This window comes from Candidatus Palauibacter sp. (assembly GCF_965197445.1).
Lineage (GTDB): Bacteria > Gemmatimonadota > Gemmatimonadetes > Palauibacterales > Palauibacteraceae > Palauibacter.
Genome location: NZ_CBDANE010000004.1, coordinates 94149 through 118698 on the forward strand (window position 1 = coordinate 94149; position 24550 = coordinate 118698).

Here is a 24550-nt window from a genome sequence, read left to right on the forward strand (position 1 = left end):
CCGACGGTAGCCGCGGGCAATACTCATGCCAGGAGGAGCCGTGTCTCGATCGATCCTTTTTCCGTGCAAGTCTCTGTGCCAGCGACCGCGAATGCGTCTCCGTCTCCCGGCGGTCCTCGGATTTCTGGCCACCGGCTGTTCAGTTCCGGAGACGAGAGTGGAGCACGACCGGATCCCCCTGACGCTCACGGAGATCTTCACAGCGAGCGGCGGGGCGGGACGGGCCGTCCTCTCGCCGGATGGGGAGACCATCGCGGTCTCCGGGCCGGCACCTGGCGGCGGAAGCGGGATCCACCTGCTGACGGGCACTTCAGGGGCGGACGGGCCCCCCACCTTCCGGACCTCCGGCGGTTCGCAGGTCTGGTCCCCCGATGGGAAGCTCCTGGCGTACATCGCCGGGGGCGCACTCCACGTCGCGACTCCCGGAGAGGCGGGCCGGACGCTCGTCGAGGGAGTCGAGGGCCTTCGGACGCCCGCCTGGTCCCCGGACGGCGGGACCCTTGCGTACTACTCCAGGGAGTCCGGCTATCAGGACATCTGGCTTGTCGCCGCCGATGGAGAGTCGGCGCCCATGCCGTTGACGCGAGAAGGCGCGGAGGCTGACGACAGCCGCTTCTCTCCCATGTGGTCGCCGGAGGGTCGCTGGATCGCCTACATCTCCAACCGCGCCGACTGGTGGCACGACGATGTCTGGCTCGTCGAGGTGGCCACGGGACAGGCCCACCAGGTGTCGACCTCGCTCATGGCCTCGTCAAGTCCCGTGTGGTCGCCGGACGGGTCGCGCCTCGTCCTCATGGGCACGGCAAAGGACGAGTACTGGTACGAGGATCTCGCCTATCTGTATCTCATCGATCTGGACCTGTCGGGATCCGTCCCCCGGGTCGTGCGCGAGGCGCCGATCGAGATGCAGGTCCATGCGACCGACGCGATCATGCGGTTCGATCCCTTCTGGTCCGGGGACGGGGAGCGCGTCTACTTCCCGTACCAGCAGCGCGGCGCCTTCGACCTGTGGTCGGTGCCCGCGTCGGGCGGCGTGGCGACGCGGGTCACGAACGTCGGGGGCGCCTGGTCCTCGTTGCACGCGACACCGGACGGCCGGCGCGCCGTCTTCACGCGGGATGCCGCCGGCGAGGGCAGGGAAGTCTGGCTACTGGACCTCCAGGGCGGGGTACCCGCGCGGCTCACGAGCCTCTCCCCTGAGTTCGCGGGCATCCAGCGGCCAACCGAGATCTCGTTCCGGACCTTCGACGGCCTGTACATTCAGGGGTTCCTCTACCTCCCGCCCGTGATCCGAACCGCGCTCGCAGACGGCTCCGAAGCGCCGAGTTGTCCGGCGCTCGTGCAGGTGCACGGCGGAGGGACGAACTCCTACACGCAGGGGACGAACCTCATCGAGCAGTACCTCGCCAGCGAAGGGTTCGTCGTCCTGGCCATCAACTATCGCGGGGGGTCCGGTTTCGGGCGCGAGTTCCAGGATCTGTCCGTTGAGGACTGGCTCAACGACCAGTCGAAGGACCCCGGCGCGGCGGCGGACTGGCTGCGCGCCCAGCCCTATGTGAACGAGCGAGTGGGCATCTACGGCGGGAGCTACGGGGGGATGCAGTCCATGTCCGCGATCACGCGCACGCCCGACAAGTTCGACGCGGCGGTGCCGATGCGCGGCATCTACTCCGAGTCCCTCACGCTGCCGTACGCGGATCGCCTCGGGAAGATCTTCACGATCACGGGTCACGGCGGGACCCCCGAAGAGCGCCCCGAGATCTACGCCAAGAGCGAGACGCTGGACCGCATGGACCGCATTACCGCGCCCGTTCTCATCATGCACGGCGAACATGACGTGCGGGCGCCGTTCGAGAACTTCACCCTCGCGGTCGAGCGGCTCGAGACGCTCGGCAAGGAGTTCGAATCGAAGACATACCCGGAGGGACACGGTTTCCGCGATCCCGCGAACTCGATCGACATGTACGCGCGGCTCCAGGCCTTCTTCACCCGACACCTGGGAACCTGCTGATCCGGATCGCCCTTATCCACCCTGAATTGGGGGTGAGTGGTGGTAATGCAGCGGTAGTATACAGTATGCATTATCATATGCATCGAGTCGAAGATGGTCTCCCACAACCCTTGGACACACCATGAGACACGCCACCGGGAACCCGGACGAACGCACGACCCGCACGCATCGAAACATCCTGATGTCGACTGTCCTCCTCGGCGCGCTCTTCGGGCTCCTTTCCTGCGGTGGCGACGACACGGCGGGTCCGCGGCCCGGGCCGCCTCCGCCGCCCCCAACAGCGACCATTCCGGCGAGAGTTACGCTGGACCCGGAGACGGTCGCCGTCGTGGCGGGGGACACGGTGCGTGTGACGGCGCGCGTCCTCAACGATCGGGCGCAGCCGATCTCCGACGCGGTGGTGACGTGGACGAGCAGTGATCCCACAATCGCCACGGTCGATGCGACGGGACTCGTGAGCGGCCTGAAGGAAGGAAACGCGAGCCTCACCGCCACCTCGGGGCCCGTCACGGCTTCCGCGCCTGTCGCGGTGCACAGCGTCGACCGCGCGATACTCATGGACCTCTACGTCGGCACGTTCGGCTCCGACTGGACCAACAGCGAGAACTGGACGTCCGACGCGCCGGTCGGAAGTTGGTACGGCGTGACGGCGAACGAGCAATCCCGCGTGACCGCGATCAACCTGAGCGAGAATGGGCTGAGCGGCCAGCTTCCCGAGGACCTCGGCGATCTGGCCCTCCTCACCGAACTGCAGGTAGGCGGGAACGAGGGGCTCTCCGGTCCGATCCCGTTCTCTCTCTCGGAACTGGGCATACAGACGCTCAACTACGGCGGCACGATGCTGTGCACGGTGCGAGACGAGGGGTTCCAGGCGTGGCTGAACGCCGTTCCGACGCGCGACGGCGAGTTCCTCGCCTGTAACGAGGAACGGTCGGACCTCATAAAGCTCTATGAAGCCATGGGTGGAGAGAGCTGGACTGACAACACCAACTGGCTCACCGACGCGCCGCTCGAGAACTGGTACGGCATCGCGGTCGATTCGGCGACGGGGCGGGTCCGTCAGATCGACCTGAACCGCAACAACCTGTCGGGAGAAATCCCCACCGAGATCAAATATTTTCCGCACCTGCGATTGCTCCGACTGGACTACAACCGTCTCGAGGGCGAGATCCCGCCGGAGATCGGCCAACTCACCGAGTTGCGGCGGATGGACATCGACGGCAACGAGTTCAAGGGGAGCATCCCTCCGGAGATCGGGAAGCTCGAGAAGCTCAGAGAACTCTGGATGGGCGGGAACGAGATGACCGGCCCCATCCCGCCCGAGATGGGCAACCTCGCCAGCCTCGAGGAAGTCCACCTGTACGAAGCCCGGTTCGAAGGTTCGATTCCCGAGGAGTTCGGAAAGCTCACCGAACTGCAGATCCTGCGTATTACGGAAACCCAGATCGAGGGCGGCTTGCCCGAGGGCCTGGGAGCACTCGCGAAGCTCCGTGCGATCCGCGTCTACAGCAACAGGCTGTCGGAACCCCTGCCCGCCTCGCTTGGCCAACTCGACAGCCTGTTTTCACTCTGGATCGCCGACAACATGATCGAGGGACCACTTCCCGCGGAATTGGGACAGATCGACAGCCTGAGGTTCCTCCTGGCGGATAACAACAACTTGTCCGGCCCACTGCCGCCGGGACTCGGCGATGCCGGCGCGCTCTATCGCGTTTGGCTCCAGGGTAATGCCGATCTGTCCGGTCCCCTGCCCGAGAGCATGACCCAGCTCGACGAAATCTTCGAACTGCGTGCGGATGGCACCGGGCTGTGCATGCCCCGGACGCCCGCCTTCCGCACCTGGCTGGAATCGGCGCTGCCGAAGTACCGGATCCGGTCATGCGGAGCGGAGGCCCACGCCGAGGCCTACCTGATGCAGGCGGCGCAGTCGCGCGAGTTTCCCGTCCCGCTGGTCGCCGGAGAGGACGCACTCCTGCGCGTCTTCGTGATGACCGAAGAGGAGACCACGGAGGTGATCCCGCCTGTCCGCGCCAGGTTCTTCGTGGACGGCGCGGAGGTACATGTGGAGGACATTCCGGCCGGTTCGTCCGTGATCCCGACGGAAGTGCAGGAGGGCGAACTCGATCTTTCGGCTAACGCCGTGATCCCCGCCGAGGTGATCCAGCCCGGGCTGGAGATGGTCGTCGAGGTCGATCCGGACGGCACGCTCGATCCGAATCTGGGGGTGTCGAAGCGCATCCCCGAGACCGGCCGCACGGCGTTGGATGTGAGGGCCGTGCCCCCCCTGCATCTGACGCTGATCCCGTTCGTGTGGACCGGGGACAACGACCGCGGCGCCGCGGCACTCGTCGCGAGCGCCGACCCCGATGACGAGATATTCTGGCAGACGAACAACTATCTTCCCGTTGGGGACTTTGAGATCAACCAGCATGAAAGCGTGACGGTCGACTCGAACGACATCTTTGAACTTCTGGCCGATGTCGGGAGGATCCGGATCATGGAGGACGGGTTCGGACACTGGATGGGTCTCATCCCGGATCCTGAGGGTGCCAGGGGCGTCGCGTACTTCCCGTTCTATACTGACAGCCTGGCATATCGCGGAAAGACCGCCGTCTCGCTGTTGGACGCGGAGACGATCGCACACGAACTCGGACATAACATGAGCCTGCAGCATGCGCTCTGCAGGGGGGACGAAGGAGGCCCGGATCCGGGCTTCCCCTACGACAACGGGCAGAGCGGCATCTGGGGTTACGATCCGCGCGATGGGTCGCTGGTGCCTCCGGATCGTTCGGATTTCATGACCTACTGCGACCCCACATGGGTCAGCGACTACTACTTTGCGAACGCGCTGCGCTTCCGGCTCCAGGATACGCTCGAGGTGGGGGAGGCCCCGGCCGCCACCCGGACTCTCCTGGTGTCCGGCGGGGCCGCCGCGGACGGGGCGATCCACCTCGATCCCGCCTTCGTAGTCGATGCGCGGCCGCTCATCCCGCCTGCAGTCGGGTCGTATACGTTGACGGGAAGCCGCGCCGATGGGAGCGAGCTCTTCTCGATCAGATTCGAAATGGAGGAAATCTGGGACGGAGATGGAAGTTCCGGTTTCACCTTCGCTCTTCCGGTCCAGGCCGAGTGGGAGTCGGAGCTGGCGGGCCTCGCGCTGACCGGGCCAGGGGGCACCGTCGAGATGCGGGAGGGGAGTGAACCGCCGATGGCGATCATGCGCGACCCTGTGACGGGCCACGTGCGGGCCATCCTGCGCGACCTGCCGGCCGGCTCCATGGGGCCCGGTGCCCTCGATGCGCTGGCCCCCGCGCGTGGGCTGGACATCATGGTCAGCGGCGGGCTTCCCGGCTCGGCGGCCTGGAGGCGCTGAGACCGGCTCAGGCGCCTCTGGAGCGTCCTCGTCGAACCGGCCTGCAGCTGGCCGCGCGCCCGTCCTGCGGGACGGAGCGCGCGGCCCGGCGCGCCGTAGTACGTTGCGATTGATGGCCCGTTGACGACGCGCCTGCCCGGGAGGCGGATCCATCGCAAGGCGAGTTAACACGACTATCGACCGGGTGCGCCGGACCACACGCGGCGGTGTGCCACTTCGTGCCGCAGCCCTCGGCGTTTTCCCGGCGCTCCTCTCATGCGGCGAGGGCGTGACGCCGCCTCCCCCGCCTCCCCCGGCGGAAGCGCCGCGGCCGACGACGGTCACGCTCGAACCGGATCCGGCCGTCGTCGTGGCGGGCGAAACGGTCCAGTTGACGGCGCGCGTCCTCGACCAGCGGGCACGGATCATCTCCAGCGCCCCGGTGGCGTGGGAGAGCAGTGATCCCGCGGTCGCGACGGTCGATGGTTCGGGACTCGTAACGGGACTGAAGGAGGGACAGGCGAGCGTGACCGCCACCTCCGGGGCCGCCACCGCGAGCGTTCCCCTCGCCGTGCAGAGCCAGGATCGGGCGACGCTCCTGGACCTCTACGACGCGGCGTCCGGGGCGGACTGGACTCGCAGGGAGGATTGGACGACGGAAGCGCCGATCGGGAGCTGGTACGGCGTCGAAGCGAACTCCAAAGGGCGGGTACTCGCGCTGCGCCTGAGCGACAACGGGCTAAGGGGCCAGCTTCCGCAGAGCCTGGGACAACTGGCCTTCCTGACCGACCTGAGAGTGGACGGAAACGCGCTCACGGGCCCCCTGCCGATCTCCCTCGCCGGGCTCGGCCTCGAAGCACTCCACTACGGCGACACGACGCTTTGTACGCCGAGCGACGGAGCCTTCCGGGAATGGCTGGGTGCCATCCCGTCTCGCGATGGCGCGCTCCTGGAGTGCAACGAGGAACGGGCGGACCTCGAGACGCTCTACGAAGCCATGGACGGACCAAACTGGCGGAACTCCGTGAACTGGCTGACCGAGGCGCCGCTCTCGAGTTGGTACGGCATCCGGGTCGATGAGACCGGGAGGGTCACGGAAATCAATCTGAACAACAACCGCCTGTCAGGATGGATTCCTTCAAAAATAGGCAGATTCCCGCGCCTCAGACTCCTGCGCCTGGACGGCAACCGCCTTACGGGCCCCATACCGCCGGAACTGGGCGGCCTCAGCGAACTGGGGACGTTGCATCTCGCGGGGAACGACCTGCGGGGCCAACTGCCGCTGGAACTGGGGAATGCCACGCGACTGGTCCAATTGTCTCTGAACGACAACCAGCTGAGCGGCCCAGTCCCGTCGGAGTTGGGCAACCTCGTCTACCTTCGACAGCTGTACCTGAACGACAACTTGCTCACGGGCTCAATCCCGCTGGAATTCGGAACATTCTCCGACCTTGGGCGACTGAGGCTATCCGGCAACCGGCTGGAGGGACCGGTGCCTCCGGAACTGGGAGAGTTGGGGAGCCTGCAATGGCTCGACCTGGGCGGAAATAACCTCTCGGGTCCCCTGCCCGCAGAACTGGGCCAGCTCGATCGCCTGCAAGCGCTGTGGCTGGGGGACAACATGTTTTCCGGCTCAGTGCCACCCGCGTTCGGCGATTTGGGGGCGCTGGAGCAATTGCACCTTCAGAGCAACGAAGAGCTGTCGGGTCCGCTCCCGGAGAGCCTGACTTCGGTGGGTCTCGAGGAACTGCTCGCGGGCGGCACGGCGCTGTGCGTGCCCGACCAACCCGCCTTTCGGGCCTGGGTCGAAGCGATCCTGAAGCGCCGTATCCGGCCGTGCCGGGCGGAGGGAGAGTCGGACGCCTATCTGACTCAGGCCGTACAATCGCGCGACTACCCCGTCCCGCTTGTCGCAGGTGAGCAGGCGCTCCTTCGCGTCTTCGTCACGTCCGAGCAGGAGACCGCCGAGACGATGCCGCCGGTTCGCGCCACGTTCTTCGTGGACGGAATGGAGGCGCGAGTGGTGGACATCCCCGCCGGATCGTCGCCGATCCCTATGGAAGTGGAAGAGGGCGAACTCGACCTCTCGGCGAACGTCGAAGTCCCCGGAGAAGTGATTCAGCCCGGGCTGGAGATGGTCGTCGAGATCGACCCCGCAGGAACCCTCGATCCGGGGCTCGGCGTGATGAAGCGAATCCCGGCGAGCGGAAGGACGGCGGTGGATGTGAGGGTCATGCCCACGTTGAATCTCACCCTGATCCCGTTCATCTGGACCGGGGACAACGATCCGGCGGCGGTGACGCTCGTCAACGAAATCCACCGGGGCCACGACATACTCTGGCAGACGAACAACCTGCTGCCGGTCGGCGCCTTCGAAATCAACAGGCACGCCAGCGTGACCATCGGCTCCAACAGCGCCTTCAATGTCCTGTACGAGACAGGCAGGATTCGGACGGTGGAGGGGGGGACCGGACACTTCATGGGTCTCCTGAACGAGCCCGAGGGTGCCGCGGGCGTCGCCCACATCGGTCAGAAGGTGGCCGTGTCGAATCTGACCGAGTCCACGATCGCGCACGAACTGGGTCATAACCTGAACCTGCGCCATGCGGATTGCGGCGCCCCTGCGAACCCGGATCCCACGTTCCCCTGGCCAAACGCGGCGATCGGGGCCTGGGGCTACGATCCCCGCGACGGGGGGTCGCTCGTGCCTCCCGACTGGGCGGATCTGATGAGCTATTGTCCGCCCGAATGGATCAGCGACTACTACTTCACGAACTCGATGCGCTACCGGCTCGTGGACGAGGGCGCGCCGTCCCGAGTTCCCGCCGCGGCAGCCCGCACGCTCCTCGTGTCGGGCCGAGTCGGCGAGGACGGCGTACCGGTGCTGGAACCGGCCTTCGTTACGGACGCACCACCAGTCCTGCCTGATTCCGATGGACCTTACCAGCTGGCGGGTCGGCGGGCGGACGGAGGCGAACTGTTCTCGCTCGGGTTCAGCATGCCGGAGGTCGGCGACGGAGACGGGCGTACGGGCTTCGTCTTTGCGCTGCCCGTGGAGCCGGGATGGGACATGGAGCTGGCGAGCCTTCTGCTCACGGGGCCGGGCGGCACCGTCGAGATGAGCGAGGGGAGCGAGCCGCCGCAGGCGATCCTGCGCGATCCGCGGACCGGCCAGGTGCGAGCGATTCTCCGTGACCTGCCGGCGGGCACGCTGGCGAGCAGCGATCTCGACGCGCTCGCCCCCGAGCCGGGCCTCGATGTGATGATCAGCAGCGGGCTTCCAGACGCGGCGGCCTGGCGGCGCTGACCCGTCGGAAGGTGCCGAGCCGGACGGGCCCCCCGAGTTGACGGTTTGCCCCGGTCGAGATCAGTAAATCATACTCATGACATGAGTAAGAGTTTGCAGGTCGTAGTTTCCGGTGCCGAGTACGACGAGATTCGGGATGCCGCGCGGCGCAACCGGGAGACGGTTTCCGTCTGGGTCCGGCGCGAGTTGCGGCAAGCCCGGGCCCTTGAACTCCAGGGTCGCGCCACGGTCGTCCCGGAGACTCGCCCCATGTACGGGGAAGCAGAGCCGTCCCTGTCCGGGAGGGTGCGTGTCGAGTTGACCGTGACTGCGCGCCTGCTGGACACGATTCGCGAGCGATACGGTTTTGCGGATCGGTCCGCCGCCGCCGAATTCGCGCTTCGGCGGATCGCGGTGGTGCCGATGACCAGGGAGGAAGCGCTCGCCATGCAGGGCACCGGATGGGGCGGCGACCTCGATGAACTGCGGTCCGGCGATCCGGGGGATCGCTGGTGATCGCAGACACGTCGACTACGATATGATCGCCCGCCACTTCGAACTGGACCTGGTGAGGCCTTGAATCTCGTGCCCCGCCCAACTATTCCGGTATCTCAACTCGACAGGTAATCGCCATGCGACCGCGTCCGGCCGTCATCCCTTCCTTCGCCCACCCCTCCGTCCGGGGCCTCTCGCTCCCGGGTCTCGCTGTCTGGGGCCTGGCTGCTCTCGGCCTGGGCTTCGCCCCGGCTTCCGCGGCCGGACAGTGGACCCATCGATACCCCAAGGTCGCCGGGTACAACCACCACGTGTACCTCGAGGGCTACGAGCTTCCGATGCTCACCAGCGGACCGATCGATCCCGCCCCGTCGCCGGGCGGTGGGGAGGTGGCATTCGCGTCGAGAGGCTGGATCTGGGTCATGGATCTGTCGAGCGGGGTCGCTCGCCGTCTGACCTTGGGTGGCGAGATCGATGCACGCCCGGCATGGTCGCCCGACGGGCAGGTCATCGCGTTCGTTCGCGATGACACCCACGACACGGAAATCGTGTGGGTCGCCGCGGCGACCGGGGCGGAACTGGGCCGGGTCGACAGTCCGGGGATCGAACTCGACCCCGCGTTCTCCGCCGATGGCACGAAGCTCTTCTACTCGTCCGCCGAGGCCGAGGCCGGGACGCTGGATCTATGGGCCGTAGACATCGCGAGCGGCGTGAGGCGGCCGGTCACCGACGCGCCCGGGATAGAACTCAAACCCCAGCCCGGCGAGAGCTCTCTCGTGTACCTCGCAAAGGGCGGCGGACGCGACCGCGTGGTCGTGCGCTCGGGCGATTCCCCGGAGTCGCGCACACTCATCGAGGGCAACATCGCTTCCATGACCCGGCCCGCCCTGAGTCCCGACGGGTCCACCGTCGCCGTCAACTGGCCCACCCAGGAGGGCTGGGACCTCCGCCTTCTGAACGTGGACGACCCCGGGCCCTCGATCCTCCTCGCGTCGGGCGGGCTGCCGCTGACCCCTGCCTGGGATCCGTCCGGCGAGTGGGTGTACTTCTCGGAGGCTGACGATCGGGAACGGCTGCGACTCAAGCGCGTCCGCGCCGCGGGCGGACCGGTGGACGAGGTCGACGTGGTCGGCTGGGACTGGGGCGCGCCGACGGCCACCATCCGGATACGGACGATGCGGGAGGCAGGCGGTCCCCCGGTCGCGGCCCGGCTCGAGGTCGTGGACGGGTCCGGCCATCCCGCGGTCCCCGACGCGTCCGCAGTGCGCTTCGACGGCCAGAGCGGGCGCGTCTTCTTCTATTCGCCAGGCGTGATCGAAGTCACCGTTCCGGCCGGCGAGGTCACGGTCTCGGCAGTCCAGGGCCTCGCGACGCCGGAAGCGTCCGCGACCGTTCAGGCGGGGGCCGAGGCCGGGATCGCCGAGGTGGAGGTCGTGCTGCCCTCCGTGTGGGACGCGCGCGCCGGAGGCTGGAGTTCGGGCGAGCACCACTTCCATCTCAACTACGGGGGCCTGTACGACCTCTCCCCGGCCGACCTGATGCCCATGATGCGGGGCGAGGCGCTCGACTTCGCCACCCCGCTCCTGGCGAACCTGCACAACCGGTTCGAGGATCAGGACCTCTGGGCCTGGGGCGAGCCCGGCGGCCCCCCGTTCGTCCGGTTCGGGCAGGAGGTCCGGTCCCACTTCCTCGGCCACCTCGGGCTCATCGGGATCGACGACCTGTTCTGGCCGTGGGTTTGGGGGCCCGGCTACCAGGTCTACGGGTCGGACGACCGGCGGAACGCGGACGCCCTTGGGCACGCGCGCGCGCAGGGAGGGTTGGCGTACTACGTGCATCCGGTCAGCTCGCGGGGCGCCGAGCGCGCGACGCCGTGGGCCGAACTGCCGGTCGCCGAGCTTCACGGGAGCGTCCCGGTCGAACTCGTCGCGGACGCGGTCCTGGGCGACCTCGACGCGCTCGAGATCGTCTGCCTGTGGAGTGACGAGATACTGACGTCCCAGATCTGGCACCTGCTGCTCAACGCCGGGATCCCGGTCGCCCCGTCGGCGGGCACCGACGTGATGACCGATTTCTACCGGACGATGGCCGTGGGTACGGCGCGCGTGTACGCGCAGACCAGCGGGGCCCGGAACTGGCCCGCCTACATCGATGCGCTGCGGAACGGCCGGACGTTCGTCACGAACGGGCCATTCCTCGACTTCCGTCTGGACGGCGCCGGTCCCGGGGAGGTCGTCCCCGCCGGCGAGGCCTCATGGTCTCTCGCCGTCTCCACGGCGACCGAAGTCGATCGGGTCGAGGTCCTGGTCAATGGAGAAGTGGTGTGGACAGAGGGCGGACTCGGCGCGCCCGGCACGCGTCGCTACGACGGCAACCTGACGCTGCCGGAGGGGGGCTGGGTCGCCGCGCGCGCCGTCGGCGGTGAGGCGCGGTGGCCGATGATGGCCAACTATCCCTTCGCCCACACGGCCCCGGTGTGGATCGGGAGCGTCGGCAGTTCCGATCCCTCGGCCAGGGCAGCGGCGGCCGCGGACCTCCTCGGCATCCTCGGCGCGGCGCGCGAGCGGCTGGTCGCGGGCTACGGAGACGCGGACATCCCCAACCTGCTCGGCCGCTTCGAAGCCGCGCACGAGCGGCTGGAGGCGCTGGCCGCGCGATGACGCCGGACGACCGGGCCGACCCCCGGAGCGCGCCGACCCGCCGCGCGATCGCCTTGATCATCGAGCGGCCCAGGCGGCCCGGGGCGCCGGAAGCCACGGGCGGGGGACCGCGCTGGCTCACCGTCCGGCGCCCCGATGACGATCTCGACCTGCCCGGCGTGTGGGGTCTCCCGGCCGGATCCCACGCCGAAGGGGAGACCGACGACGCCTTGGTCCGGCGCATCGGGCGCGAGAAGCTGGGCGTGGAGACCGCCGACCTCGGCCCCCTGAGCGATGGGTGCGTCGACCGCGACGGCTACCGGCTCTCGATGCGGCTGCACACCGCCCGGATCGTGTCGGGCGACCCCCGGGTGCCGCAACCGGTCCCCGGCGTAACGCAGTACTCGGCTTGGCGTTGGCAGGCCTCAACCGCGCTCCGGGACGGCGCGGAACGCGGGTCCCTTTGCTGCCGTCTCGCCCTGGACACGGCCGCGGAGCCGAACCCTAGAGCTTGATGTCGAGCCCCTTCGCCGCCTCGAGGGGGGGGGCCGCGAGTCCGAAGCCCACATAGGCGGCCAGTGAGAGCGCCATCGCGGGGAACACCTCGTGCACGGCCTCGGAGAACGGGACCCAGTCCCAGCACAGGAGCACGATGAACCCGGTGAGGAGCGAGGCGATCGCCCCCGCCCCCGTGCCGCGCCGCCACAGCAGCCCGAGCACCACCGCCGGAAAGAAGCACGCGGCGTAGAGGCCGCCGGAGAACGCGGTCAGGGTCACGATACTCCCGGGCGGGTTGAGCGCGAGCCACGCGGTGATGATCGCAAACAGGGCGACCCAGAATCGCGTCTGGGCCACCGCGCGCCCCTCCTCCACATGGCGCACGAAGGAGATCACGTCCCGCTCCCAGGTCGAGGCCATGACGAGGAGCACGCTGTCCAGCGACGACATGGCGGCCGCCAGCATGGCCACGAGGATGAACGCCGCCGGAAGCGCCGGCAGGATCCCCGCGTCACCGAGCAGCGTCGGCACGACCAGATCCGATTCGGCCAGCCCGCTCCCGATCACCGCATGCGCGTACAGCCCGATCGGGAGCAGGAGCGTGTACACGCCCAGAAAGGCGATCGTCGAGACGATCAATCCGCGCCGGACCGCGGTCGGGTCCGCGAGCGCGTAGAAGCGGGAGAGCTGTCGCGGATCGACGATGAACTTCAGCGTTCCCGCCACGATGATCCCGATGAGGACGGGGAAGGGCATCGCCGCGTCCCAGCGGAAGAGCCCCTCGGTGGCCGGTGCCGCGCGGATCGCGTCGAGGGCTCCCAGGCCACCGGCGCTGCGCAGCGTCCCCCAGAACAGGAGCACCGCCGCGATCGACATCACGACCCCCTGCACGGCGTCCGTCTTCACGACCGAGATGAACCCTCCCACCGCCGTATAGAAGACGACGACGAGGAACACGAACCCGATCGCGGCCGCGTAGGGGATGTCGAGGAAAATCTCGAGCAGGTTCCCGATCCCCTTGAACACGGCGATCATGTAGAGGAAACTGGCGAAGATCACGATGACCGCCGCCAGGAGGCGGGCTGCCCGGCTCTCGAAGCGAAAGCCCACGTAGTCCGCAAGCGTCACCGAGTCCACCGTCCCCGTGAACGCGCGCAGACGCGGCGCGACCCAGACCCACGCGGAGAGCGAGAAGATGACGACGGCGGGCGCGACGAGCAGCCACGCCGCCCCGTACGTGTACGCCTGCCCGGAGAAGCCGATGAAGCTGTTCGTGCTCGAGTAGGTCGCGAAGAAGGAGAGGCCGAGCACCACGCCTCCCATCGACCGACCGCCCACATAGTAGTCCGTCCGCCCCTTCGTCCCGCGCCGGCCCTCGATCGCGTGCCGCACGAGGAGGGCGCCATACACGACGAGGAGAGCGACCGCGATCCAGTGCGTCTGCAGCCAGGTCATGCGCTTGTTGGGGCCTTTGATTCCGGGATCCAGGACTTGCGCGAACCCGGTATCTGACCGGAAACCGGATCGCCTGACAAGGGTACAGAGCGAGGGGTCGCGCGGCGCCCGCGATCTTCGCCGCGGGGCAGCCCCCAAGCCGACGCACGTTGCTCGGCCGATGTCACGCTACAAGTATCATTCCGAGGAGCACTCCAGGCGCGCCGCATGGCGCCCGGCACGCCTGAAGTCAAGACCGGCGCACCAAAGGAGGCAGCCGTGCGTCCCATTCTTGAAGATCGACCGGCCTGGATCAGAACCATCGTCGGAGCCGTGGCCGGCTACCTCGTCATCCTCGTTTCCTCGTTTCTCGTCGGGGCGATCGCCTCGATCTTCTTGTCCTTTTCGTCTCTCCGGTTGGGTGGAGTGGGTTGGTGGCTGGCAATACCGATCCTTTTGCTGGGTCTGGCACTTCATTTCGCCGGCGGCTTCATCTCCTCCCGCCTCGCGGGGAGTCGCGCGGCCGCCTGGATCCTGATCGCGCTGCTCGTCGTTCCCGGCTTGGTGCAGATGGGTGTGCCGATCTCGTTCGGCAATGCGTCCACGCCCGGCGGGTTGGGGTGGGCCGGAATCGTGGCCCTCCCGGCGTTGTTGTTTGGGGGGACCGCGATGATCTTGTTATACGCAGGCCTGGTCGCACTCCCGGTGCTGATTGGAGCCCGATACGAGGAGCAGCGCCGCTGGGCCTCGAGATAGTCCACCGACACAAATCAAGGGGGCAGTCGACGTGGCACAGGCAACGAGTACCCTGAGTCGCGAAGTCCGGACACGGAAGCAGCTCCCCGAGCAGGGGATCGACTGGGAGACGCTGAGGGGCGAGTTACTCCGCCGAAAGGGCGCGGACTACGACTGGAAGAACGGCCGCGTCCCGTACCTCGTCTACTACGTGGACGAGGCCGTGAAGCGTGTCCAGGACGCGTCGCACGCGATCTACTCGGTCGAGAACGCGCTCTCGGGCCAGGGTTCATTCCCCAGCGTCGGGACGATGGAGGACGAGGTCATCCAGATGGGCCTCGAACTCTTCAACGCGCCGGAGGACGCGGGAGGACAGTTCACCTCCGGCGGCACGGAGAGCATCTTCCAGGCCGTGAAAGTCGCGCGCGATATGAAGCGGGAAGCGCGCCCCGGCCTGGGGCGCCTCAATATCGTCGCCGCCTACAGTCGCCATCCCTCGGTGGACAAGGCTGCGCAGATCCTCGACCTCGACATGAAGTATGTGGACTGCCGGGCGGACTATCGGGCGGATGTGGACGCGATCCGCGACGCCATGGATGAGGCGTCCATGTTCATATACGCGGGCGCCCCCACGATCTACTACGGCCTCATGGACCCGATGCGGGAACTGGGAGAACTGGCCCTCGAGACGGGGGTCCGTCTACACTCGGATGCCTGCTACGGCGGCTTCATCTCGCCGTTTGCGCGGGAACTCGGCTATCCGGTCCCGGATTTCGACCTCTCGGTGCCGGGGGTCTCCAGCCTGTCGGCCGACCTCCACAAGTTCGGCTTTGCGCAGAAGAGCGCCTCGCTCGTCCTGTTCGCGGATGGCAGCGACCTCGAGTACGCGAGGTACGTCGTCCGAGACCTCGTCGGCGGTTCCTACGCTTCTGCCACGGCCCAGGGATCTCGTCCGGGGGGCGCCGTTGCGTGCGCGTGGACCATGCTTCAGCATCTGGGCCGGGAGGGGTACCGCGGGGTCGTGCGGGGGATCATGGAGACGACGCACGCGGCGATCGACGGAGTGAGGGCGATCGATGGCCTGTACGTGTTCGAGCCGGAGGGCGACACGAACCTCTTCCGGTACGACGTCGAGCCGGGCGAGCCGTTCAACATCTTCGCGGTCGCGAAGCTCATGAACCAGCGCGGCTGGATGATGGGGCAGCACCGCGAGCCGCCGGCCATCCACCAGCCGATCACGTCCGTGCACACGCCGGTGCTCGACGAGTATCTCTCCGACCTCGCGGAGTGCGTGGCCATCGCCCGGCGCGACCGCCTCCAGGGAACCTTCCTCGACGGGACGTACTGAATCGTTGAGGCGTCGTTGACGCCCGACAACTAACTCAACGAGGGGTTAGGTTGAGTGCGCTCGAAGAGGAGACGAGATGACGCCTGAGATGTGGACGATCATCGGAGTGGGTATCGTCCTGGCCGCTGCCGTGCTGCCGGGGCAGCGGGCGATGCGGAAGGATTTGGCGGTGCTGACGGCAGACGTAAGCAACCTCCGTGGCGAATTTGGCGAATTCCGCGAGCGCATGACACGCGACATGGGCGAACTGCGCGAGCAGGTGGCTCGGGAGATCGGCGAACTACGGGCCCACGTGGCTCGGGAGATCGGTGGGCTGCGCGAACAAATGGCGCGGGAGATGGGTGAACTCCGGGAGCGCCTCACCCACCAGGAGGGCCTGTTCGAGGGGTTCACGCGCCGCAGGAAGGACCCGAAGACCGTCTGAACCGGACTCTCAGCCGGGCGGCCCGCGCAGGATGTTGATGGGGGCGAGTTCCGGGCGCCGGCAGGCGGCCAGGCGGAGGATGTACGTGTCGACGAGGGCGTGCTGCCCGGACACGCTCGCATGGCTCACCATGTCGGTGAGCACCATCCAGGCCGAGAAGGGCGGGAAGCGGATCTCCCGGTAGCTCTCGTCCCGTTCCTGAAAGGACGGCGTGTCCTTCATGTAGTTGTGGAAGCGCCGCATGAGGCGATCGTACGGACTGGAGTCCGCCAGTACCGCCTCCGCCAGCCCCAGTTTCGCGATCCCTCGCAACAGATGTCCCCGGAGTCGGTCCACGGCCCCCCGGTCCAGCGACCCCCCGCCGGCCAGGCCCGCCTCGGCGCCATGCCGTGCGAACACTTCCGGGAACGTCCCCTTCGTACTCCACACACGGTCCTCGTGCGGATTCACGTTGACGAAGAAACGGAGGATCCGGTCGCCGTCCGTCGCGCCGTAGGCACCGGCATCGAAATGGATCAGTTCATTGCTCGCGTGCGAGGACAGGCCCCGGCCTCGTTCCTGGATCGGGCGGAAACTCGTCGTCCCCACGGTCCCCCCGCGCGTGAGCGAAGGCATGGTTTCTCTCAGGAAAGCGCGGACGCGGGCGCCGTGCGCCGTGAGCGTGCCCAGAACCGCGTCCCGCAGCCCTCCGCGCCCCTTCACGCCGCGCAGGCGGCCGCTCTCCGGGTGGTAGCTGACGTTCTTCGCTCTCAGTTGGCGCGGCAGCTCCTCCCGCAGCCGCTCGAGGTCATGTTCGGCCGGCAGCTCCACCGGACAGACGGGAAAGAACACGATCTCCCCTCGTTCCAGCGCCTCGGCGAGATCGGGCCGCTCCCCCTCTCCGGGGCCCGCCTCGCTGACCAGATTCGAGGCTCGGCTCAGTTGCGGGAGCCGATCGCCATCACCTCGAACCGCGCCCCGAACAGAAGGGGGCCGGAGCCGAGAAAGGCGCGCGCCGGGAAGTTCTCCGTGAAGTACGTCCGGTACACCTTGTTGAACACGTCGTAGAGGTCGACGTCGGAGCAGAATACCTGAACCGAGACGAGGTCGTCCATCGTCAGGCCGGCCTCCTCCACCGTGTTCTTGATGGACTCCATCACGAGCCGGGCCTCCTCCTCGGCATCGTTGGGCGGACGGCCGTCCACGAGGCCGAGCGACCCCGACACGAACAGCAGGTCCCCCGCCCACACGGCGCCGCTGAAGGGGAGGACGCCTTCTTCGCTCGCGTGCCGCGGGTTGATGTAGCTGCGCTGGGCCGAAAGATCAGGAGCCATGGCGACGAACCCTCCGGCGGCAAGCAGTGAGACCAGGATGAAGCGCTTCATTGGATTGTTCCTCTCGTTCTCGATGGTGGAATCTGAAGTTCACTCTCCGCCGCCCGACGCCTCTTCGTCGGCCGCGCGTGTCTCCCTCGCCTGAGACACGATGTAGGCCTGGATCAGCCTTACCTGCTCGGAGTCGAGGAGCCCTTCGTACGACGGCATCCCCTGAGGCTCCCGGCTCCCGCCGAGGACGATGTCCTCGAAGTTCCGGTGTACGATGTCCGTCGCCCGCTGCAGGTTAGGCATCGAACCCTCCGAACCGCCCTCCGCTCCGTGACAGTGCCGGCAATATTGCACGTAGACCTCGCCGCCGCGCTCGAGCGACGCCGCGTCCGCGGGCAGGTCGAGCGTCGGTACGTTGACCGGCCGCTTCCGCTGCGGCATCGGCATGGGCTCGGTGCCGCCGAGCACGAAGGTGAAGATCCGCCCCTGCTGCTCGTAGTTCGCGGCTTCGCCGTACGGGGCGCCGCTGCGGCCCCGTGAGCCGCCCCAGCCGGCCGCCACACTCACATGCTGCTGTCCGTCCACGAGATAGGTCACCGGACCGCCAAGGATGCCGAGGTTGGTCGAGACCTCCCACAACTGGTCCCCGGTCTCGGCGTCGTAGGCGACGAAGCGGCCGTCCCCGCCGCCCTGGAATACGAGCGCGGTCGTCGTGGTCATGGTGCCGCCGTTCCAGTAGCCGAGGAGCGGCACCGTCCAGCGGGCCTCCTGAGCCTTCGGATCCCACGCGACGAGGAAGCCCGCGTCGTCCCGGGCACCGTAGCGGCTCTGGTGCCCCACGTTGTTCACCCTTGGCCCGAAGCTGTGGTCTTCGATCTCGAGGTCGGTATACACCCAGTCCGGCGGCTCGCTGCGCTCCACCCACCCCTCCTGGATCGGGAGGTACATGAGCCCCGTCTCCGGGTTGAAGGACTGCGGTTGCCAGTTGTGGCCCCCAAGCGCGGCCGGCGTGATGAGGGTCCACACCTCGGCATGTACGGCTTCCGGCCGATCCGTCGGCCGGCCTGTCTCGAGGTTGAGTCCCTCGGCCCAGTTCTGAACGATGTACTCCTGGCCCGAGAGGAACTCGCCGGTCTCCGCGTCGAGGACGTAGAAGAACCCGTTCTTGGGCGCCTGCATGATCACGCGCCTCATCCGCCCGTCGAACTCCAGATCCGCGAGCGTCATCGGCTGGACGGCCGTGTAGTCCCAGTGATCGCCGGGCGTCGTCTGGAAATGCCACACGTATTCGCCGGTCTGCGGGCGGAGCGCGAGGATCGAGGCGAGGAAGAGATTGTCGCCGCCCCCGGGGCTCCGGAGGTTGCGGGACCATGGAGAACCGTTTCCGGTTCCGATGAAGAGGAGGTCGAGGTCCGGGTCGTAGATGATCGAGTCCCACGCGGTTCCGCCCCCGCCCGCGATCCACCACTCACCGCTCCACGTCTCGGCCGCCATCGCCATGGCCTCCGACTCGAACCCGTCCGCCGGGTTCCCGGGCACCGTGTACGTGCGCCAGACGAGTTCGCCGTCGTCCGCATCGTAAGCCGAGACATAGCCGCGCACCCCGTACTCGGCCCCGCCGTTGCCGATGATCGCGAGCCCCTGCACCACGCGCACCGCGCCGGTGATCGTATAGGCCTCGTTCGGGTCGATCGTGAGCGCCTCCCAGACCACGTCCCCCGTCTCCGCATCGAGTGCGATGAGGCGGCCGTCGATCGTGCCCACGATCACCTTGCCCTCGTAGAGCGCCACCCCGCGGTTGACCACGTCGCAGCAGGCGAGGCGGCCGCGGATACGCGGGACTCCGGGGTCGTGGCGCCACAGACGCTCTCCCGTGCGCGTGTCGATGGCGTGGACCACACTCCAGGGCGAGCTGATGTACATGACGCCGCCCACGACGAGGGGCGTGGCCTCGACCCCGCCGCGGAGCTCGATGTCGTACGTCCAGGCCAGGCCGAGCTGGTCGACGTTGTCGCGCGTGACGTCGTCCAGCGTACTGAAACGGTCCTCGGCGTAGTTGCCGCCGTACGTAAGCCAGTTGGCGTCAGGTCCCGCGGCCTCGAGCACCGCGTCGGTCACATCGCGTGCGCTCTCGACGCGATCCGGCGCGGGCGCCATGTCGGACGTGCAGGCAGCGGCGGGAACGAGAAGCAGCAGGGCGTGGAGTCGCGTGCGCATGGGTTCTCCCGAATCTGGCGGTTGCCGAAATGAAGCTCGAACAATAGCTGGAAAACCCGCGACCGCGACACGGGGCGGAATGATCCCGGGCTTCCGTTGGCTTGAGATCTGCCCAAAGATTATCTTGAGTTTATCTTTGTGGGCGCAGACCGGAGAAGCCACGATGTCGAGCACGATCAACGTGAAGACGCTCAGGCACGAGATGGGACGGATCATCGAGCGCGTGAGGAAGGGGGAGGACTTCACGGTCCTCTACCGTAGCCGGCCCGCATTCCGGATCGTCCCCGTGGACGGCCGATTCGATTCGGGCTCCGGTGAGGAAGATTCGCTCTACGGAGCCGCGGCCATCGGAAGCTCGACAGACGGGCTTGCCGCCCAGGACCACGACCGGATTCTCTATGGCGCAACCGACGGGTGAGACGGCGCTGTTCGTCGACACGGCGGGCTGGATGGCCATGGCCGACGCCGCGGATCCGAAGCACGCGACCAGTCGGCGCGAGCGCGACGCCTGCCTGAGGCGCGGGGGTTTCCTCGTTTCCACCGACTACGTCGTCGACGAGACCCTGACGTTGATCCGCGCGCGGTTGGGGTTGCGCGCCGCCGCCGAGTGGTGGGCACAGATCGACGCCAGCTCGCGTCTCAGGTGGGAATGGATCGACCCGCTGCGTGCCGAGAAGGCGCGGAGGTGGTTCTTCGAATGGAATGACCAGGACTTCTCATTCACGGATTGCACGAGCTTCGTCGTGATGAAGGAACTGTGCATCCGGAGAGCGCTTACGACGGATCGCCATTTCTCGCAGGCCGGGTTCGAGACGCTGCCCGGCTCGGACCGTTAGCGGCCGGAGCGCCCCGGCCGGAGGATGACCTCGCCGGGTAGCTCGTCCGTGAACTCCCCGCCGTCCACGGTGAAGACCCCGTTGACCATCACGTAGTCGACCCCCTCGCTGAAGCGATCCGGTTCCAGCACGGTGGCCCGGTCTTGCAGACGCGCCAGATCGAAGATCACCAGATCCGCCTTGTACCCCTCGCGCAGGAATCCCCGGTCCTCCAGACCCACGATCCGCGCCGGCAGCCCGGTCATGGAGCGGACCGCGAAGGGCAGGGAAATCGCCTTAAGGTCTTTCACATAGCGGGAGATCTTGCGCGTGAACGCGCCGAAATGGCGGGGGTGGGCGCCCGGCCGCGAGGCGAATTCGGGCACGCCCTCGACCCCGCTCACGGCGGCGTCGGACGCCGTAGCCGTGTAGTCCTGCTGGTAGTAGTTGACGATGTCCGCGTCGTGGATCCCGTACCCGCGGGTCCAGGCGCCGCCCAGCACGTCGGGGTATCCGTTGAGCGCCATGTGGACGACGACCCCCTGGTAGGTGACGTTCCATCTCGCGGGCCAGTTCGTCCAGCGTCCGGCCGACGTAGGTCGAGTCCGGATAGCCTACGACGACCACGCGGTCCGGGCCTCCGTTGTGGTCGACGATCCACGCGATGTCCCTCGCGATGAGGGCCCGCAACTCGGGGTCGGCCCAGCGGCGCTCCAGATGCGAGCGCGCGTCGTCGAGAATCCCCGGTGCGCTATAGACGGGGCTGTCCCTCCCTCCGCTCGTATCCAGGGTGTCGTGCACCAGACTCCAGCGGGGAATCATGGGACGGGGGCCTCCGCCGAAGGTCTCGTAGGGATAGACGTCCAGATAGACCTCGAGCCCCTCCTCCCGGGCCCGGTTCACGACCAGCGTGTCCTGCCCCGAGCGCCCGAAGCTCGACCGGCCCCGGGCCTTGTGGTGGCTCGCCACGACCCGGATGCCGGCCTCCCGGGCGATGTTCACCGTCTCCTCCAGCCCCTGAAGCCCGTCCACGGGCCAGTTGTCGACGTTGCTCGGGAGCTGCCACAACGGCATGGCGGCCTCGCTCCGCTGGTGGGCGATGTAGAAGCCGTCATACGGCGCGACAGCTCCGGCGAGGGCAATCACCTCTTCCGGCTCGCTGAAGCGTGCCGGCCGGTACTCGACCCCGGCCCCCAGTCCCCAGGCTCCCGCCTCCATGCCCTCGCCGACGAGCGCGCTCATACGGGCGATCTCCTCGGGCGTGGCGGGCCGCTCGTAGTCGTCGCCCATCACCTCCCGGCGCACCGTGCTGTGGCCCACCATGGGGACGAAGTTCATGGCGTGGCCCAGTTCCCGGAGAGACGCGATCTCGTCGTCCAGCGGCCAGGCCGTGGTGCGCCCGTCCGCGCCGCCGAGGACCGTCGTGAGCCCCTGGCTGTTCAGGCTCTTCGCGCGCCGGGCCTCGAGGTGCTCTGAGGTCATCGCCCGGTCGGCGTGCGAGTGGAGGTCGATGAAGCCCGGCGTGACGTACATGCCCGTCGCGTCCACGACCCGCCCGGCGGTCGCCTCTCCGAGATTCCCGATCCGCACGATCCGGTCTCCGACGATGCCAATGTCCGCCGCGAACCACGGGTTCCCGGTCCCGTCGATCAGGCGTCCGCCGCGGATGATGAGGTCGTATTCCTGCGCGGAGAGCCGCGCCGTCGGGGCGGTCGAGCCGAGGCCGGCGAGGAAGACGATCGCCCACACGCGAAGGGCCCGGTACGGTGCCGGAAACGGAATCATGTCATTCACTCTTGGGTCACGGGAAGCTGCGACGGACGCGAACAGTAACGCGGTGGTTGCCGGCCGGTCGAATCCGGGGGATGTTTCCGGGCATGTCCCCGGTTCGAGGCCGGGAGATCCGAACCCTGGAGCCGAAGATGCGTGACAAGAATCGAATGAAGGCGATCGCTCTGGTGCTGTTCGTCATGTCCGGCGCCGCCGTCGCCGAGCCGGCGGTCGCACAGGACCACTTCCAGCCGATGGACGTGTTCGAACTCGAATACGCCGCCGACCCCAGGATCTCGCCCGACGGCAGTCAGGTCGTCTACGTCCGCACCTCGATGGACATCATGCGCGACGGGAAGCGGTCGGAGCTGTGGATCGTGAACGCCGATGGCTCGGACCACCGCCGACTCGACGTGGGCGGGTCCCCGCGCTGGTCGCCGGACGGGACGCGGATCGCCTACACGGCGGAAGGCCAGATCCACGTCCGGTGGATGGACACCGGCGAGCAGGCCACGCTCACTCAGCTGCTCGAGTCGCCCCGCGGGCTCCGCTGGTCGCCGGACGGGCGCTACCTGGCGTTCAACAAGCTGTCCCCCTACGCGCCGCCCAGCCTCGCCCCACCTCCGAAGCCGCCCGCCGGGGCCGAGTGGGCCGATCCCCCCATCATGGAGGATCGCTTCAAGAACCGTCAGGACGGGGTCGGCTACCTGGACTTCGGCTTCGATCACCTCTTCATCATCCCCGTCGAGGGCGGGACGCCGATCCAGGTCACCTCGGGCGACTTCCAGCACCAGAGCGCGGCCGCCTGGACACCGGATGGCGAGAGCCTCGTCTTCTCGTCGAACCGGAACGAAGACTGGGTACACGACTATCGCAACTCCGAGCTCTATGTCGTGTCGATCGCGGACGGGCAGGTTCGCGAGCTCACCGATCGCCCCGGGCCCGACCACACTCCCGCCGTGTCTCCCGATGGCACGCAGATCGCCTTCGTGGGCTACGAAGACCGCACGCGCACCTACCAGGTCAGCCAGCTGCAGGTCATGAACCTGGACGGAAGCGGGGCACGCGTCCTCACGGGCGGACTGGACCGAAGCGTCTCCAACCCGCTGTGGGCCTCGGATGGAAGCGGCCTCTACTTCCAGTATGATGACGAGGGGAACTCGAAGGTCGCCTTCGTCACGCTCGACGGTGAGATCGAGGTACTGGCGGAGGATCTGGGAGGCACGTCCTACGGGCGGCCCTACGGCGGCGGGTCGTTCAGCGTGGCGGGAGACGGGAGCTTCGCCCTCAACCAGACGCGTCCCGAATTCCCGGGCGATGTCGCTGTGGGCGCGAGAGGTCGCGGTGTGCGCCGCATCACCTCGCTCAACGAGGACCTGCTCGCCAACCGGCAGTTGGGCGAGGTCGAGGAGATCCGGTGGGAGTCCTCCTTCGACGACCGTCCCGTCCAGGGGTGGATCGTCAAGCCCCCCGACTTCGATCCCGGCCGGCGCTATCCCCTCATCCTCGAGATCCACGGGGGACCCGTCTCCAACTATGGCGATCGCTTCTCGGCCGAGATGCAGCTTCTCGCCGCGGCCGGCTACGTCGTCCTCTATGCAAACCCGCGGGGGAGCACGAGCTACGGGGAGGAGTTCGCGGATCTCCTCTATCACAACTATCCCGGCCAGGACTATGACGATCTCATCTCGGGTGTCGACGCCGTGATCGAGCGCGGCTACATCGACGAGGACAACCTGTTCGTGACGGGGGGCAGCGCGGGCGGGATCATGACCGCCTGGATCGTCGGCAAGACGGACCGCTTCCGGGCCGCGGTGTCGCAGAAACCCGTCGTCAACTGGATCAGCAAGACACTGACCGCGGACAACTGGTACGGCTACTACTTCAGTCGATATGAAGGGCTGCCGTGGGAGAACCCGGAGGCGTACTGGGAGTTCTCGCCCCTGTCGCTGGTGGGGAACGTGAACACGCCCACGCTCATCATCACGGGCGAGGAGGATCTGCGGACGCCGCTGTCGGAGTCGTACCAGATGTTCCACGCGCTCAAGCTGCGGGGGATCGACACTGCGGTGATCCGGCTTCCGGGCGCCTCGCACGACATGAGCCGCCGCCCGAGCCAGCTCATGGCGAAGATCGCGAACATCGTGGCGTGGTTCGACAAGTACCGGACGATGCCCACGACGAGCTGAGCCGATGCTGCGTCGTCAGATGCCGGCTCCCGA

Annotated in this window: 18 protein-coding genes; 12 read left to right on the forward strand and 6 right to left on the reverse strand. The window is 67.6% G+C overall.

Going from position 1 to position 24550, the window contains the following annotated elements:
* Nucleotides 1–157 precede the first annotated feature (157 nt).
* The 6 genes from ACN9M6_RS04250 to ACN9M6_RS04275 all read left to right on the forward strand — a co-directional run bounded on the left by ACN9M6_RS04250 (nucleotide 158) and on the right by ACN9M6_RS04275 (nucleotide 12298).
* The gene (locus ACN9M6_RS04250) at nucleotides 158–2011 is read left to right on the forward strand and encodes a prolyl oligopeptidase family serine peptidase (RefSeq protein WP_419161680.1); all 1854 of its coding nucleotides are present in this window, start codon (nucleotides 158–160) and stop codon (nucleotides 2009–2011) included.
* A 121-nt stretch (nucleotides 2012–2132) separates the two neighbouring features.
* Complete coding sequence (locus ACN9M6_RS04255; protein WP_419161681.1) at nucleotides 2133–5384, forward strand: leucine-rich repeat domain-containing protein; 3252 nt, start codon at nucleotides 2133–2135, stop codon at nucleotides 5382–5384.
* Between the two features lie 268 nt (nucleotides 5385–5652).
* A complete protein-coding gene (locus ACN9M6_RS04260; RefSeq protein ID WP_419161682.1) occupies nucleotides 5653–8670 on the forward strand; it encodes an Ig-like domain-containing protein in 3018 nt (1005 codons plus the stop codon).
* 81 nt (nucleotides 8671–8751) lie between these two features.
* Complete coding sequence (locus ACN9M6_RS04265; RefSeq protein WP_419161683.1) at nucleotides 8752–9165, forward strand: hypothetical protein; 414 nt, start codon at nucleotides 8752–8754, stop codon at nucleotides 9163–9165.
* Between the two features lie 116 nt (nucleotides 9166–9281).
* Nucleotides 9282–11804, forward strand: a complete 2523-nt coding sequence (locus ACN9M6_RS04270) for a CehA/McbA family metallohydrolase (RefSeq protein WP_419161684.1) — start codon at nucleotides 9282–9284, stop codon at nucleotides 11802–11804.
* A complete protein-coding gene (locus ACN9M6_RS04275; protein ID WP_419161685.1) occupies nucleotides 11801–12298 on the forward strand; it encodes a DNA mismatch repair protein MutT in 498 nt (165 codons plus the stop codon). The genes ACN9M6_RS04270 and ACN9M6_RS04275 overlap by 4 nt, the downstream gene beginning before the upstream one ends.
* Here the strand turns inward: ACN9M6_RS04275 and ACN9M6_RS04280 are convergent.
* Complete coding sequence (locus tag ACN9M6_RS04280; RefSeq protein WP_419161686.1) at nucleotides 12288–13736, reverse strand: sodium:solute symporter family transporter; 1449 nt, start codon at nucleotides 13734–13736, stop codon at nucleotides 12288–12290. The genes ACN9M6_RS04275 and ACN9M6_RS04280 overlap by 11 nt on opposite strands.
* A 207-nt stretch (nucleotides 13737–13943) precedes the next feature.
* Between ACN9M6_RS04280 and ACN9M6_RS04285 the strand changes: the two genes are divergently transcribed.
* From ACN9M6_RS04285 to ACN9M6_RS04295, 3 genes are all read left to right on the forward strand, one after another.
* Nucleotides 13944–14471, forward strand: coding sequence for a hypothetical protein (locus tag ACN9M6_RS04285; protein ID WP_419161687.1), 528 nt, complete (start codon nucleotides 13944–13946; stop codon nucleotides 14469–14471).
* Nucleotides 14472–14502: 31 nt separating this feature from the next.
* Nucleotides 14503–15798, forward strand: coding sequence for a pyridoxal phosphate-dependent decarboxylase family protein (locus tag ACN9M6_RS04290; RefSeq protein WP_419161688.1), 1296 nt, complete (start codon nucleotides 14503–14505; stop codon nucleotides 15796–15798).
* A gap of 76 nt (nucleotides 15799–15874) precedes the next feature.
* Nucleotides 15875–16222 carry a hypothetical protein gene (locus ACN9M6_RS04295; protein WP_419161689.1) on the forward strand — a complete coding sequence of 116 codons (348 nt, stop codon included), beginning with the start codon at nucleotides 15875–15877 and terminating at the stop codon, nucleotides 16220–16222.
* 9 nt (nucleotides 16223–16231) lie between these two features.
* On the opposite strand, the gene ACN9M6_RS04300 is transcribed toward ACN9M6_RS04295, so the two are convergent.
* Genes ACN9M6_RS04300 through ACN9M6_RS04310 form a run of 3 tightly spaced genes read right to left on the reverse strand, consistent with a single transcriptional unit; the run spans nucleotide 16232 to nucleotide 19743 of the window.
* Complete coding sequence (locus ACN9M6_RS04300) at nucleotides 16232–17143, reverse strand: Kdo hydroxylase family protein (RefSeq protein ID WP_419162249.1); 912 nt, start codon at nucleotides 17141–17143, stop codon at nucleotides 16232–16234.
* A complete protein-coding gene (locus ACN9M6_RS04305) occupies nucleotides 17140–17586 on the reverse strand; it encodes a RidA family protein (RefSeq protein WP_419161690.1) in 447 nt (148 codons plus the stop codon). The genes ACN9M6_RS04300 and ACN9M6_RS04305 overlap by 4 nt, the downstream gene beginning before the upstream one ends.
* Before the next feature lie 39 nt (nucleotides 17587–17625).
* Nucleotides 17626–19743 carry a PQQ-dependent dehydrogenase, methanol/ethanol family gene (locus tag ACN9M6_RS04310; protein ID WP_419161691.1) on the reverse strand — a complete coding sequence of 706 codons (2118 nt, stop codon included), beginning with the start codon at nucleotides 19741–19743 and terminating at the stop codon, nucleotides 17626–17628.
* Nucleotides 19744–19906: 163 nt separating this feature from the next.
* On the opposite strand from ACN9M6_RS04310, the gene ACN9M6_RS04315 reads away from it, so the two are divergent.
* Together ACN9M6_RS04315 and ACN9M6_RS04320 are read left to right on the forward strand one after the other, a co-directional pair.
* Nucleotides 19907–20161, forward strand: a complete 255-nt coding sequence (locus ACN9M6_RS04315; RefSeq protein ID WP_419161692.1) for a type II toxin-antitoxin system Phd/YefM family antitoxin — start codon at nucleotides 19907–19909, stop codon at nucleotides 20159–20161.
* Nucleotides 20142–20579 carry a type II toxin-antitoxin system VapC family toxin gene (locus tag ACN9M6_RS04320; RefSeq protein WP_419161693.1) on the forward strand — a complete coding sequence of 146 codons (438 nt, stop codon included), beginning with the start codon at nucleotides 20142–20144 and terminating at the stop codon, nucleotides 20577–20579. The genes ACN9M6_RS04315 and ACN9M6_RS04320 overlap by 20 nt, the downstream gene beginning before the upstream one ends.
* Here the strand turns inward: ACN9M6_RS04320 and ACN9M6_RS04325 are convergent.
* Both ACN9M6_RS04325 and ACN9M6_RS04330 read right to left on the reverse strand, forming a co-directional pair.
* The gene (locus ACN9M6_RS04325; RefSeq protein WP_419161694.1) at nucleotides 20576–20962 is read right to left on the reverse strand and encodes an amidohydrolase family protein; all 387 of its coding nucleotides are present in this window, start codon (nucleotides 20960–20962) and stop codon (nucleotides 20576–20578) included. The two genes, ACN9M6_RS04320 and ACN9M6_RS04325, sit on opposite strands and share 4 nt — an antisense overlap.
* Nucleotides 20856–22343 carry an N-acyl-D-amino-acid deacylase family protein gene (locus ACN9M6_RS04330; protein WP_419161695.1) on the reverse strand — a complete coding sequence of 496 codons (1488 nt, stop codon included), beginning with the start codon at nucleotides 22341–22343 and terminating at the stop codon, nucleotides 20856–20858. Before ACN9M6_RS04330 ends, ACN9M6_RS04325 begins: the two co-directional genes overlap by 107 nt.
* A 137-nt stretch (nucleotides 22344–22480) precedes the next feature.
* On the opposite strand from ACN9M6_RS04330, the gene ACN9M6_RS04335 reads away from it, so the two are divergent.
* A complete protein-coding gene (locus ACN9M6_RS04335; RefSeq protein ID WP_419161696.1) occupies nucleotides 22481–24517 on the forward strand; it encodes a prolyl oligopeptidase family serine peptidase in 2037 nt (678 codons plus the stop codon).
* Nucleotides 24518–24550: the final 33 nt, after the last annotated feature.

Bases quoted from the DNA above. Each gene is read 5' to 3' on its own strand.
- ACN9M6_RS04285 (WP_419161687.1), top strand. From the start codon at position 13,944: ATGGCGCCCGGCACGCCTGAAGTCAAGACCGGCGCACCAAAGGAGGCA.
- ACN9M6_RS04305 (WP_419161690.1), bottom strand. From the start codon at position 17,586: ATGAAGCGCTTCATCCTGGTCTCACTGCTTGCCGCCGGAGGGTTCGTC.
- ACN9M6_RS04275 (WP_419161685.1), top strand. From the start codon at position 11,801: ATGACGCCGGACGACCGGGCCGACCCCCGGAGCGCGCCGACCCGCCGC.
- ACN9M6_RS04330 (WP_419161695.1), bottom strand. From the start codon at position 22,343: ATGATTCCGTTTCCGGCACCGTACCGGGCCCTTCGCGTGTGGGCGATC.
- ACN9M6_RS04270 (WP_419161684.1), top strand. From the start codon at position 9,282: ATGCGACCGCGTCCGGCCGTCATCCCTTCCTTCGCCCACCCCTCCGTC.
- ACN9M6_RS04310 (WP_419161691.1), bottom strand. From the start codon at position 19,743: ATGCGCACGCGACTCCACGCCCTGCTGCTTCTCGTTCCCGCCGCTGCC.
- ACN9M6_RS04255 (WP_419161681.1), top strand. From the start codon at position 2,133: ATGAGACACGCCACCGGGAACCCGGACGAACGCACGACCCGCACGCAT.
- ACN9M6_RS04315 (WP_419161692.1), top strand. From the start codon at position 19,907: ATGTCGAGCACGATCAACGTGAAGACGCTCAGGCACGAGATGGGACGG.
- ACN9M6_RS04335 (WP_419161696.1), top strand. From the start codon at position 22,481: ATGCGTGACAAGAATCGAATGAAGGCGATCGCTCTGGTGCTGTTCGTC.
- ACN9M6_RS04280 (WP_419161686.1), bottom strand. From the start codon at position 13,736: ATGACCTGGCTGCAGACGCACTGGATCGCGGTCGCTCTCCTCGTCGTG.
- ACN9M6_RS04320 (WP_419161693.1), top strand. From the start codon at position 20,142: ATGGCGCAACCGACGGGTGAGACGGCGCTGTTCGTCGACACGGCGGGC.
- ACN9M6_RS04265 (WP_419161683.1), top strand. From the start codon at position 8,752: ATGAGTAAGAGTTTGCAGGTCGTAGTTTCCGGTGCCGAGTACGACGAG.
- ACN9M6_RS04295 (WP_419161689.1), top strand. From the start codon at position 15,875: ATGACGCCTGAGATGTGGACGATCATCGGAGTGGGTATCGTCCTGGCC.